The organism is Cupriavidus sp. 2TAF22, assembly GCF_052115045.1.
Lineage (GTDB): Bacteria > Pseudomonadota > Gammaproteobacteria > Burkholderiales > Burkholderiaceae > Cupriavidus.
The window spans coordinates 56,044-67,739 of the sequence record NZ_JBFRFX010000037.1; the positions used below are offsets into that span (position 1 = coordinate 56,044).

Consider the following 11,696-nt stretch of genomic DNA (forward strand, 5'->3'; position numbering starts at 1 on the left):
TGTGACATAAACTCAAGAGTAGAAGGTTATGGCGAAATACAAATGCCCGACGCTGGGTGACTGCGAACGCGCCAACGCGGGCGAAATCTTTGAACGGTCCCCTGGCGACGATCTGCACTGCCCTGGTTGCAACATACTGCTGGACCAGGTGCAGGGCCCCACCGGCGGCAAGCGCGGCGGCGTGAACAAGGCAGCAATCGCCGGCGCCGCGGCTGTCGTGGTGGCGCTGGCCGGCGGCGGCTACTTCTTCTTGGCACATAAGGCTGGACAACCCGAGGAATCGGTGGAGCCCGTGGCCGCACCTGTTGCCGCCGCGGAAGCCGCCCCGGAACCAGCCCCTGCATCCGCACCCGCATCCGCCGGTGGCATCGCTCCGAACGAAGCAGAAACTGCCGCCTTGCGCACCAAGGGTGAAAGCGATCTGAAGACCGGCAATGCGGATAGCGCCGAGCAGGCCAGCAATAAGGCAGCTGCCAACGAAATGCTCAAGCTCGCCATTGCGAAGATGACCCAGGGCAAGCTAGACGAGGCCGAGAAGAGTCTGGCGTCCGCTCGCGATCTCGATCCCCGTCAATCGCTGGTACCTTACAACCTAGCGGTACTGCGTCTGAAACAAGGCCGCACTGACGACGCGCTGAAGGAATTCGAAGCGAGCTTCATGGCCGGGTTCCCCTACTTCGACAAGATGGACCAAGATCCCGATCTCGATAGCTTGCGCAAGGACCCGCGCTTCACCAAGCTCGTAGAGCAGTATCGCAAGCAGACCACATGAGTCTGGTGAACATCGTCCTTGCCTTGCGCGACGGCAGGCGTCGTACGGGGGGCATGGCACTGCGCATCGCCCCCGCAGTGCTCGCAGCCGGCTTGCTGATGGCCTGCGGCAAGCCCGACGGCAACCGCATTCTTGGACACTGGCGAGCCGAGCGATTCATCGCCCAAGGAATCAGCGTGCCAATGGGGCCCGAGTTCGAAGTCACACTCCATGCGGTACGCAGCCCTGATGGTGATATCGAGATACCGATCTCCGCCATTACAGCCAAGGGCGACGAGGTGACGCTAGAAGGGCCAATGAGCCTGGCGCTGTCATTCCATTTCGAGGATGCCAATCGCATCTCGGTGGATTTGCCGTTCGTTGGAAAGCTGTACTACCGCCGTGTTGCCCTGACGCCGCATGCGGCAGCAACGGCCAGCGCACCTGTTTCCCACGCTCTTGTTGCGGCCCAGCGCCAGTCTTCTGTGCCCGTCGCAAGCTCTCCGTTGGATTCCCAGCAGCCTACGCCGCCGACTGTCACCCGCTCTCCGCAGACTTCGAGCGCTCAGGCGACAGTCGCCACACCGACACCCGACGGCATGGACGACTATCGCCGCGCCGTTGCCGCCTTACGGCAAGGCGACGCCGACAGCGCGGTGCGAAGCCTTCACGCAAGCTTCCAGCACGGCTTCCGTCAGTTCGACCTAATCGATGCCTCCACCGAATTGAGTGCCCTAAAGAGCGATCCGCGATATCAGGCGTTGATGGCCCGTTACCGCTAGTTCCTCGGCACCCTGAGCCTCTCCGTTTCGTTTTTCCCTGCCCGTCGTTTATGAAGAAATTAGCCGCACTTCTGTTGCTCTGCCTTACCCTGCCTGCCATCGCAGCACCCGTCACGCTGCGCCCCATGGATGGCGAGCGCCAGGTGCTTGCAGAACAAGCGACCAACTTCACCGGCGCATGCGGTGGCGCCGTGGTCCGTGTGATGGGAGTAACTTCCACCTCAGGCAATCACTTCGGCATAGACCTGGACGCCGGGGTGGTCATCGTTCGTCAGGCGGGCAAGGAGATCGCCCTGCGCGATCCGTTGTCCGACCAGAACGCGATTGCATGCGTGCCGACGGCAATTGGCGACAGGCTGTTGATTGCCAGTGCCTGCGCCGGCAGCTCCTGTCCGGACAACTTCACCTACTACGTGATTGATCCCAGGCGCCTTCTGATACTTGTGCCCAGGAAGGCCGCCGAAACCTGCGACGAGCGGTGCGCGGAAAGAGTATTGGGGGTCAAGGTGCCGGCAAGCGCCCGAAGGTAAACTTGCTCCGGCCAACCGCAAGGTGCCGCTGACCACCTTGGATCTCCGCTGCCCCGAGTCCGGGGATCCCTTCTTGGCCGCAGGTCTACCGCGAACGATGATCCGTCTGCTGCCAGACGGCAGACCGCGACGCTATGGCTTGCCGACCTGCCGGCGGTAGCTCCACACAACGAAAGAGCCAATGCTACTGATGAAGGCATTGCCGGCCGCGGCCGTGTGCGCCGACAGATGGCTCGGCGGCAAGGACCGGGAAGATGGGCAGCACGGCAAAGATCATTACCGCTACGGCCCACAGCAGTGCGAGCACCACCGGAAAGGTATGCAGGGCCAGCCGCATATTGCCGGGCTCTTCGCACAGCACGTAGCCGACATCGAAGACCACGGCGCCACGGCCGCCGTCGTCTCGGGCGCCAGCACTCCGGAGGACGTCATGGCCAGCTCTGTCTGGCCTGTTGCGACGGGCTCATGACCCGCTTGATGCCGACAATGCGCGGCCCCGCTGCCTGGACATGTTTTGCAATAGGAACGTCACCTGGCGGATAGCAAGTGCCCGTTGCATACAGTCCGGATGGTTCGTACGAAGAGCATGACGATTACCACGGTCAAGAAGGCCAGCAGAAGAATTGCCAACATGGTAATTGGCCAGAGATGCACCGTGTCGGCATACTTCAATGCCGCATTCGACAATGCCGCGATGGGAAAGCTGACGCCCCACCAACCCACTGAAAATGGAATTCTCCGGCGGAACACCTTGAGAACCAATATAAAGAAAATAAACAATCCCAAATAGAACAGGACCGCCGCGAACATATCAACTCTTTGCATGAAATTCGTGTAGGCCAGGAAGCCAACTTCGAACGGCGCGATCAGGATCATGAGCGAAGAGGTCATATTTCCTTCCAGCTTCTCATGATGAATCAAGCGAGCCACAATCATGGTGAAGAACACAAGAGCAAGGATACTCCCGACGGACAGGGAGAATATATTGATCTCGTGTGCCCACGGCATACGCATCGTTCCGCCGGCCATGGCAATATCGAGCGTCGCGACTCCGGGGATCAGCCACGCCGGCAGCGCATGTCCGGAATCGAGCTTTCCCTGGAGAAGCTGGCTGGAAATCGTGCACGCGATGCCAATGGTGCCAATGGCGCCGATGGTCCACATGACCTCCGCCATGCCCCGATCGGCATCGCCGATCACCGAAGAAATCAGCAAGACCGCAATGGGCACCGTGCCGAAGAAATTTCCGGCGATGGGATGCCGGAACTCGTGCATCACCGCATTCGGATACTTTGCGAATTTCACCGCGTACGAGATGGCCAGAATCAGAAATGCGATCACGGCCACGATGCCGATCGCGCCCCAAATGACCGGACTGACGCCGTACTGACGGGTCGCCAATCGCCAGGCAAGAGAAAGTCCGGAAATCCCCATGACCGAGGCAAAAAGATTCACTGGGAGATTCTTCACCGATATGTCGCGTTTCCCAATGTCGGGCCTATTGGGTGGTGGGAAAGTCTGCATCAATTCTTCTCGGTGAATGGCCGCGCCACGGGCCTGTCGCCAGGTGGCGATGTCGGGAGTATAGGTTCGGACGCAGCGCGGCACTTCTCCCGCTTGATGCTGTTTGGCGCCAGATGTTCCTGGTTTCCGGCCATCGTGGGGACTGCCTGGATTTTTGTGTCCAGGGCATAACTTGTCGACAAGGTGCCTGTATGCCGCGCAAACCAAAGGCAAGACCCGGGACCGTGCGGCCACCCCTGAGAAGCTGATCGATCAGGTCGTTAAAGGTGCGCCGGGCGCCGAACCATGCCGTCATGCCGGGTTATCCTGCGTGCGCGGATCGTCCCGAGGATGCCACCAGCCGGCGCAGCGGCACGCGCGCCGGGACAGCCCGCAAGAGCCCGGCTCGCTCCCAGGCCCGCTCTTGCGGAACATGGGAGCGCCAAGCCCAGCGCAGCCCGTCAGGTCTCAGGCGTGGAGCGGATACGGTTTCTCGGAATCGAGTCCATATTTTTGCAGCGCCTGCTGCACGATCGCCTTGTCGATCGTGCCATCGTCCGCCAGCGCCTTCAGCGCCGCCAGGGTAATCCAGTGGCGATCCACCTCGAAGAAGTGCCGCAGCTGTTCGCGCGTGTCCGAACGGCCGTAGCCGTCCGTCCCCAGCACCACGTACCGGCGCGGCACGAACGAGCGGATCTGGTCCGCCAGCGCGCGCACATAGTCGGTGGCCGCGATCACCGGCCCCTGCATCGGCGCCAGGCATTGTTCCACGTGCGAGCGCCGCGGCGTCTGGCCCGAATGCAGCAGGTTCCAGCGCACCGCCGCGTGGCCCTCGCGCGCCAGCTCGGTAAAGCTGGGGCAGCCCCACAGGTCGGCCTGGACGCCCCAGTCCTCGTCCAGCAGCTTCGCCGCGGCGATCACCTCGCGGAAGATGGTGCCGGCACCCAGCAACTGCACGCGCGGCTGCCCGGCCGCGCCGTCCTTGCCGCGCCGGAACAGGTACATCCCCTTCAGGATGTCCGCCTCCGCATCATTCGGCATGGCCGGATGCTCGTAGTTCTCGTTCATCACGGTAATGTAGTAGTACACATCCTCCTGCTCCTGCACCATGCGGCGCAGGCCGTCCTGGATGATCACCGCGAGTTCATAGGAAAAGGTGGGATCGTAGCTGATGCAGTTGGGGATGGTGCCGCCCCACACCAGGCTGTGCCCGTCCTCGTGTTGCAGCCCTTCGCCGTTGAGCGTGGTGCGCCCGGCGGTGCCGCCCAGCAGGAAGCCGCGCGCACGCTGGTCGCCCGCCGCCCACGCCAGGTCGCCAAAGCGCTGGAAGCCGAACATCGAATAGAAGATGAAGAACGGGATCATCGGCTCGGCGTGCGTCGAGTACGACGTGGCGGCGGCGATCCAGTCCGACATGGCGCCAGCCTCGCTGATCCCTTCCTGCAGGATCTGGCCGTCCTTCGATTCCTTGTAGAAGCTCAGCTGCGACGCATCCTGCGGCGTGTAGTTCTGCCCTTGCTGCGACCAGATGCCGATCTGCCGGAACAGCCCTTCCATGCCAAAGGTGCGCGACTCGTCCGACACGATCGGCACGATGCGCCGGCCCAGCGTCTTGTCGCGCAGCAGCGTGTTGAGGATGCGCACGAAGCTCATTGCGGTGGAAAACTCGCGGCCCTCGCCGCTGGCCTTGAGCTGCCCCTCGAACGCCGAGAGCGCCGGCACCGCCAGCGACGGCCCGCGCCGGCGGCGCGCCGGCAGGTAGCCGCCCAGCGACTGGCGGCGCTCATGCAGGTAAGCGTGCTCGCGCGAGCCGTCCTCGAAGCCGAGGTACGGCAATTCGTCGAGCTGCTGTTCCGTGAGCGGCAGCTGGAAGCGGTCACGGAAATGCATCAGCGCCTCCACCCGCATGCTCTTCTGCTGGTGGGTGATGTTCTGTGCCTCGCCCGCCTCGCCCATGCCATAGCCCTTGATGGTCTTGGCCAGGATCACGGTCGGCTGGCCGCGGTGCTCGCTGGCGGCCTTGTAGGCGGCGTAGACTTTGTGCGGATCGTGGCCACCGCGGTTCAGTGCCCAGATATCGTCGTCGGACCAGTCCGCCACCAGCGCCTTGAGTTCGGGCGTATTGAAAAAATGCTCGCGCACATAGGCGCCGTCCTTCGACTTGAAGGTCTGGTAGTCGCCGTCAACGCATTCCATCATGCGGCGCGCAAGGATGCCGGCCTTGTCGCGCACCAGCAGCGCATCCCACTTGCTGCCCCACACCACCTTGATCACGTTCCAGCCCGCGCCGCGGAACTCCGACTCCAGCTCCTGGATGATCTTGCCGTTGCCGCGCACCGGGCCGTCGAGCCGCTGCAGGTTGCAGTTAATGACAAAGATAAGGTTATCGAGATGCTCGCGCCCGGCCATGCCAAGCGCGCCGCGCGACTCGGGCTCGTCCATTTCGCCATCGCCGCAGAACACCCACACCTTGCGCCCGTCATGCTGGCCGAAGCCCCGGTCCTGCAGGTATTTCATGAAGCGCGCCTGGTAGATGCCCATGATCGGTGCCAGGCCCATCGATACCGTGGGGAACTGCCAGAAATCCGGCATCAGCCACGGATGCGGGTAGGACGAGATGCCCTTGCCGCCCACCTCCTGGCGGAAGTTGTCCATCTGCTCGGCCGTGAGCCTGCCCTCCAGGAAGGCGCGCGCGTAGAAGCCCGGTGCGGAGTGTCCCTGGAAGAAGACAAGGTCACCGCCATGCTGCGCCGACGGTGCATGCCAGAAATGGTTGAAGCCGATCTCGTACAGCGTCGCCGCCGAGGCAAAGCTCGCAATATGGCCGCCGACATTGGTCTCGCGCGCCGCCCGCAGCACCAGCACGAGGGCATTCCATCGGATATAGGAGCGGATGCGATGCTCGAGTCCCTGGTCTCCGGGACTGCGCGCCTGCGCCTCCAGCGGGATCGTATTGAGGTAGGCGGTATTGGCGCTGAACGGCAGGTAAATGCCAGCACCGTGCGCCCGCTCGATGAGCCGCTCTATCAGGTAGTGCGCGCGCTCCGGGCCCTCGCAGGCGATCACCGAATCGAGCGCATCCAGCCATTCGGTGGTTTCCTGAGCGTCGCCGTCATTGTTGCGGGGAGTGGCAGGGTGGGCTTGCGCCATGATAGAACTCCTCTGATGCGTAGATCAGCAAAGCGCCCCGCCCTCGTCGCACGCGGGCCGCTGGGATAGGTACCCAAGGTTAGCATCCGGAACTCGCCACGGTAAGACCATTCTCCACCTGGCGCAGTTCTTCCATTCCCGGTGACCAATCCAATCAATCAATGCCAACGGCGCGGCCGTGATACAGCGTTGCCAGGCGGCGGCGCGTCGGCATGGCTTTTTCGCCACCTCATCGACGCGTTCATGTGACATGGCGACGCCCGAAAAAGTGACGCATGACGTCCGTCTCAATCCCTGGCGATCCATCTCTGGCGAGCTGCCAGACGTGCGATCGGGTCGACAGGAGCACTCCCCGACGGGCTCGCGCTTATCGCTTGCCGATCGCACCAAGACAACGCCCCGTTGTCGGGGCAAAGCGCATCAGAACCGGTGACGGATCCCCATCACCCCACCGACCTGGTTCTTGCCGGGCTGTACGTTAAAGACGGCGGTTGCGCCGCTGCCACTGTTGAAGCCGTTGACACCGAGCTGGGAACTGTCCTTGTTGAGCGCGTAGGACATCGACAGGTAGACGTCGGTGCGCTTGGACAGCGTGTAGTCGCCGGTCAGCACGAACTGCCAAGGGTCCGACCCGGTCTGCCGGAAGTCCTGGTAGTAAGCCGTGCCCAGCACCGAGAACGCCGGCGTGAGTTTGTAGATCACACCCAGCCAGTAGAAGTTGGAGCCCGCATCGGCCGCTTGCGCGCCCGGCAGTCTTGCACCGTCGTACGCCTTGGCCAGGCGATACCCTGCAAATACCTTGGCGGCACCAACAGAGTAAGCGCCCCCCACGGAAACGCGGCGGATGACCGGCGCCTGATTCGCCGCCGTACCGACATGGATATCGTCATAGGCCGCACCCACCGAGAACGGGCCGCTCGCGTAATTGACGAATGCGCCAAATTCGCGCCCGAATACGTTGCTGCCGGCTACCTCGGTGCCATTGGCCTGGAACGAGTAGAAGGCTTGCGCAGTGACCCCGCCGAACGCGCCCATATACTTGATGGCATTGTCCGCGCGCGCACCAAACTCCGGTGCAATCGAAAGCATGCCGTAGCGGTCGGCGATGACGGTGGGATCGTAGGCAGAGCCGAATTCGCGCATCGAGGTCTGCTGCCGTCCAAGACGCAGCGAACCATACCGGCTTTCCAGTCCCACGTATGCATCGCGGCCAAACAGGCGAGCGCTCTGACCGGAATTGCCGGTGTCGATATCAAAGCCACTTTCCAGCTGGAAGACTGCCTTCATCCCGCTGCCCAGGTCCTCCGCGCCACGCAACCCCCAGCGCGAGCCTGACTGATTTCCCGAAGTTACCCGTGCGAGACCATCCCCGTTGCGCCCCGCATTGTTGATATATTCAACGCCAGCGTCAGCAACACCGTACAGCGTCACGTTCGATTGGGCATATACGGCGTTGGCTGCAATGGATGCGGCAAATACCGCAAGAACCTTCTTCATCAAATCTCCAGATTGTTTTATTGGAACACCACTAAAAGGCGATAACAGCGATTTTCATCGGCTCATCTGTCCGCCAGACCCCAGGGCCGCGCCGGGCAACCCGCGCCGCCTTCCAGCCCGCCAGGCCGGAAGGCGGCACGCGCTACCGGGCGGCGACGGAAGCCCTGTCGTCGGCAACACGATGCTTCTGTGTCACCGCCGATACCACCGTAGACACGACGATATTGAGCACCAGCGCAATCACACCGATATAAGTCGGATAGGCGGCATCGCCAAAGTGCAGCGTGTACACCGGCTTCAGCCCCAGGGAGATCGCCAGGCTCGTACCCGTGACGATGCCGACAGCCCAGCCGGCAAATAGTCCAGGCGCAGTCAGGCGCCGCGTGTATAACGTGAACACGACCGCCGGGAAGATCTGGAGAATCCAGACACCGCCGAGCAACTGCAGGTCGATCGCGTATTGCGTCGGCAGCACGATGATGAAGAGCAGCGCGCCAAACTTCACGACCAGCGAGAACAGCTTGGCACTCTTCGCTTCCATCTCAGGAGTCACGTTCGGCGCGATCAGCGGCTCGTATAGATTCCGCGTGAAGAGATTTGCCGCGCCAATCGACATGATGGCTGCCGGCACCAGCGCGCTGATGGCGATGGCGGCCGCCGAAAAGCCCACGAACCACGACGGAAACAACTTGAGGAAGAGCGCCGGCACCACGTCCGAAGCGGACGTCACGTGCACGCCGGCCGCGACTGCCATATAGCCCAGCAGCGCGATCAGGCCCAGCAACAGCGTGTAAGCCGGCAGCGCGATGGCGTTCTTGCGCACTGTGTTTGCCGAACTCGACGACAACACGCCCGTCATGGTATGCGGATACATGAACCCTGCCAGCGCCGATCCGAGTGCCAGCGTCGCATACGCCGTGAACTGCGATGGCTTCAGGATGATGCCCGTGACCCCGCCCTTGGCAGCGAAGTACGTGTCGGCTGCATGGAACAGCGCACCGTAGCCACCGAGCTTGCTCGGGATAATCGATATCGCGGCAATGACCACGATATAGATCATGATGTCTTTCACGAAGGCGATCATCGCCGGCGCACGCAAGCCGCTCGAATAGGTGTACACGGCCAGGATGGCGAAGGCGACAATCAGGGGCAGTTCGCCATCGACGCCGAGGCCCTTGATCACCACCTGCATGCCGATGAGTTGCAGCGCGATGTACGGCAGCGTGGCGACGATCCCCGTGACGGCGACTGCCGCCGGCAGCCATTTGCCGCCGAATTCGCCCTGCACGTAGTCGGCCGCCGTGATGTGGTTCTTGCGGTGGCAGATCTCCCACAGTTTCGGCATGACCGCGAACACGAACGGATAGACGATGATCGTGTAGGGCATCGCGAAGAAGCCATACGCGCCCACCGAATAGACCAGCGCAGGGACCGCGATGACCGTATATGCCGTATAGAAATCCCCGCCAACAAGGAACCACGAGATCACCGTGCCGAATTGCCGGCCACCGAGACCCCATTCGTGAAGCTGGGACAGGTCGCCGCGTTTCCAGCGCGCTGCAACGAAGCCCAGCACAGTAACGAGCACGAAGAACGCAATGAATACCGCCATCGCCACGCCGTCGACCGCCGATGTATCGATCATTTCATCCCCCGATACACGACGTACAGCAGCATGGAGGTGATTGGCACCCAGAGGAACTGATACCAATAGAAGAACGGAAAGCCGAACCACTCGGGCTGTGCGCTGATATAGAACGGCAGCCACAAGAGGCCGATGTAGGGGGCGAGGAGGAGCGGCCAGATCCAGCCGCGGCCTCCTTTGTTTGGTGTCTCCAATGTTGCTCTCCTGAGATGATTGAGCGGATACAAGCACCGATTCGTCGCGATACATGCTCGGGAGTGGTGTCTCCCTTTGCCTGCTTCCGTGCAGAATCAGCCGGCTATCCGCAACGATTTCGCTGAACGCTTGTGTCGCCGGATATCAGATTCAAAGCCGAGGTGCCAGTCAGATGCAGCAAGTGATTGCGACAGCGTGCGTGGGGTTCCACGCCACGCACGCTGGATGTCATTCCCGGCGGCTTCACGGCCTCATTCCACGCCTCATGACGTCGCCTCGATCACCCTATCGGGAGGCGATTGCCAGCGACCCGCGCGCGGCACGACGGCCTCCAGGTAGATCTTCAGTGCACCACCAGACGGCCTGTCGCCGTCGTCAGCGGTGTTCCCGACCAGTTCGATATCCAGCACCATGGGAGACCCGCTTGCGAAGCACACCTTGACCTTTTCCCGCAGCGGCTTCCCGGAGCCGAGTCCGAATGCATCCCCCGCAAGCACCGTGCCGTCCGAGGCGAAGATCGTCATGTCACCCGCATAGTCATCTGCGAGCCCGGCAACACCGATCACCAGTGCCAGGACGAACGGGCGCCGGTTTGCGATAAGTGCCGCAGCGATGTCGACAGGATCACTGGTCATACGTTGTCTACCGAATAAGTCGTGCCACTTCGAGGCGCACCACATCGCAGCGCCGCTGCGGATGAATCAGGAAGCCATGCTTGCAGGAGCCCATTCACGTCGGGTCACCAGATTCAAATGATAGTGAAGCGGAAGCATGCGGGCTGATGCAAATAGGCTAATCTCAGGCCAATGCATGCAAGGTATCGGCCAATGCGGAGCGCCCCAAGCACGGAGACACATCATGAAGTGTCTGAAGCCGCCACCGTCGCCCCGTGATCCATTCCGCCCAGGAGGAAGTGGCGTGTTGCGCCATGGCATCCTTCATCGCATCGGCACGCGCATTGTTCATTGCGCATGGCCAGACACTTACATCACGTTGTGATGTATTAATTTCTGAAGATCGCGCGTACAGGCGGGCGTGCTCGAGTCCACTGTGTAGTCGATGCTCAGCGCGTCAATCGCGAACGCGACGCAGACCTCGCCGGACACCAATGCCGGCAGGATGCGGCCAGATTGATCGGCACGGCAACCAAGCGCGACCGTGTTCGCCGCCGCGACAATGAAGCGTGCTGCTCTTGCGTGGCGGGGATGGCTTCGCGCAATAAGCGCACTTCCAGGGATCGATATGACGTACACGCGGCAATCGCCACGGTTCCCTGGCGTCAACATGCCAGCGTGACCAGGATCACCCCGCCGTGGCATTTGGCGGTCTCAAGGCAAGCAACGACCATCGGTTCGCGAGGGCGGTGCGTCCGCCCCTCCGATCGACAAGGCCGGCGTCTACAGATGCAAGCTGATCTGCCTGGCAAAGGCGCGTATCACCTCTTCATTCCGAGAGAGGAGGATCCACTGCCCCACCCGGGTCTGAACAAGAAGGCCGGCCTCGACCAACGTTGCGACATGCGCCGATACGGTCGACTGCGACAGGCCACTGCGTGCGTGAATCACAGTCGACGGCACGCCATGACCAAGATCGATGTAGCCCTGTACGAAGACCTCGTTCGGCGTCTTCAGCCACGCCAGGAT

12 protein-coding genes are annotated in these 11,696 nt (G+C 62.0%); 4 read left to right on the forward strand and 8 right to left on the reverse strand.

The window, feature by feature from the left end; genetic code table 11:
- The first annotated feature begins 28 nt into the window (after window positions 1–28).
- The 4 genes from AB4Z48_RS31845 to AB4Z48_RS31860 all read left to right on the forward strand — a co-directional run bounded on the left by AB4Z48_RS31845 (window position 29) and on the right by AB4Z48_RS31860 (window position 2,532).
- Entirely contained in the window at window positions 29–772 is a 744-nt protein-coding gene (locus AB4Z48_RS31845; RefSeq protein ID WP_441621421.1) for a tetratricopeptide repeat protein, read from the forward strand.
- Window positions 769–1,533, forward strand: coding sequence for a hypothetical protein (locus AB4Z48_RS31850; RefSeq protein ID WP_441621423.1), 765 nt, complete (start codon window positions 769–771; stop codon window positions 1,531–1,533). Before AB4Z48_RS31845 ends, AB4Z48_RS31850 begins: the two co-directional genes overlap by 4 nt.
- Window positions 1,534–1,583: 50 nt before the next feature.
- The gene (locus tag AB4Z48_RS31855) at window positions 1,584–2,063 is read left to right on the forward strand and encodes a hypothetical protein (RefSeq protein WP_441621424.1); all 480 of its coding nucleotides are present in this window, start codon (window positions 1,584–1,586) and stop codon (window positions 2,061–2,063) included.
- A 181-nt stretch (window positions 2,064–2,244) separates the two neighbouring features.
- Window positions 2,245–2,532 carry a hypothetical protein gene (locus tag AB4Z48_RS31860; protein ID WP_441621426.1) on the forward strand — a complete coding sequence of 96 codons (288 nt, stop codon included), beginning with the start codon at window positions 2,245–2,247 and terminating at the stop codon, window positions 2,530–2,532.
- Between the two features lie 59 nt (window positions 2,533–2,591).
- Here the strand turns inward: AB4Z48_RS31860 and AB4Z48_RS31865 are convergent, their stop codons facing one another.
- From AB4Z48_RS31865 to AB4Z48_RS31900, 8 genes are all read right to left on the reverse strand, one after another.
- Complete coding sequence (locus tag AB4Z48_RS31865; RefSeq protein ID WP_441621428.1) at window positions 2,592–3,587, reverse strand: SLAC1 anion channel family protein; 996 nt, start codon at window positions 3,585–3,587, stop codon at window positions 2,592–2,594.
- 447 nt (window positions 3,588–4,034) lie between these two features.
- Window positions 4,035–6,716: a pyruvate dehydrogenase (acetyl-transferring), homodimeric type gene (gene aceE / locus AB4Z48_RS31870; RefSeq protein ID WP_441621429.1), complete on the reverse strand. Its 2,682-nt coding sequence runs from the start codon at window positions 6,714–6,716 to the stop codon at window positions 4,035–4,037.
- Window positions 6,717–7,136: 420 nt separating this feature from the next.
- Window positions 7,137–8,213 carry a porin gene (locus tag AB4Z48_RS31875; protein WP_441621431.1) on the reverse strand — a complete coding sequence of 359 codons (1,077 nt, stop codon included), beginning with the start codon at window positions 8,211–8,213 and terminating at the stop codon, window positions 7,137–7,139.
- 142 nt (window positions 8,214–8,355) lie between these two features.
- Window positions 8,356–9,858, reverse strand: coding sequence for a monocarboxylate uptake permease MctP (mctP, locus tag AB4Z48_RS31880; RefSeq protein WP_441621445.1), 1,503 nt, complete (start codon window positions 9,856–9,858; stop codon window positions 8,356–8,358).
- Window positions 9,855–10,052: a DUF3311 domain-containing protein gene (locus AB4Z48_RS31885; protein WP_441621433.1), complete on the reverse strand. Its 198-nt coding sequence runs from the start codon at window positions 10,050–10,052 to the stop codon at window positions 9,855–9,857. Before AB4Z48_RS31885 ends, mctP begins: the two co-directional genes overlap by 4 nt.
- A gap of 264 nt (window positions 10,053–10,316) precedes the next feature.
- Entirely contained in the window at window positions 10,317–10,688 is a 372-nt protein-coding gene (locus AB4Z48_RS31890) for a hypothetical protein (RefSeq protein ID WP_441621435.1), read from the reverse strand.
- Window positions 10,689–11,036: 348 nt separating this feature from the next.
- A complete protein-coding gene (locus tag AB4Z48_RS31895; RefSeq protein WP_441621437.1) occupies window positions 11,037–11,306 on the reverse strand; it encodes a hypothetical protein in 270 nt (89 codons plus the stop codon).
- Between the two features lie 144 nt (window positions 11,307–11,450).
- Window positions 11,451–11,696, reverse strand: a 246-nt coding sequence (locus tag AB4Z48_RS31900) for an ArsR/SmtB family transcription factor (RefSeq protein WP_441621439.1), incomplete at its 5' end; no start/stop codon positions are given.

Excerpts from the sequence above, each read along its gene's own strand:
- mctP (WP_441621445.1), bottom strand. The coding sequence starts at position 9,858 with ATGATCGATACATCGGCGGTCGACGGCGTGGCGATGGCGGTATTCATT.
- aceE (WP_441621429.1), bottom strand. The coding sequence starts at position 6,716 with ATGGCGCAAGCCCACCCTGCCACTCCCCGCAACAATGACGGCGACGCT.
- AB4Z48_RS31850 (WP_441621423.1), top strand. The coding sequence starts at position 769 with ATGAGTCTGGTGAACATCGTCCTTGCCTTGCGCGACGGCAGGCGTCGT.
- AB4Z48_RS31845 (WP_441621421.1), top strand. The coding sequence starts at position 29 with ATGGCGAAATACAAATGCCCGACGCTGGGTGACTGCGAACGCGCCAAC.
- AB4Z48_RS31890 (WP_441621435.1), bottom strand. The coding sequence starts at position 10,688 with ATGACCAGTGATCCTGTCGACATCGCTGCGGCACTTATCGCAAACCGG.
- AB4Z48_RS31855 (WP_441621424.1), top strand. The coding sequence starts at position 1,584 with ATGAAGAAATTAGCCGCACTTCTGTTGCTCTGCCTTACCCTGCCTGCC.
- AB4Z48_RS31865 (WP_441621428.1), bottom strand. The coding sequence starts at position 3,587 with ATGCAGACTTTCCCACCACCCAATAGGCCCGACATTGGGAAACGCGAC.
- AB4Z48_RS31860 (WP_441621426.1), top strand. The coding sequence starts at position 2,245 with ATGCTACTGATGAAGGCATTGCCGGCCGCGGCCGTGTGCGCCGACAGA.
- AB4Z48_RS31875 (WP_441621431.1), bottom strand. The coding sequence starts at position 8,213 with ATGAAGAAGGTTCTTGCGGTATTTGCCGCATCCATTGCAGCCAACGCC.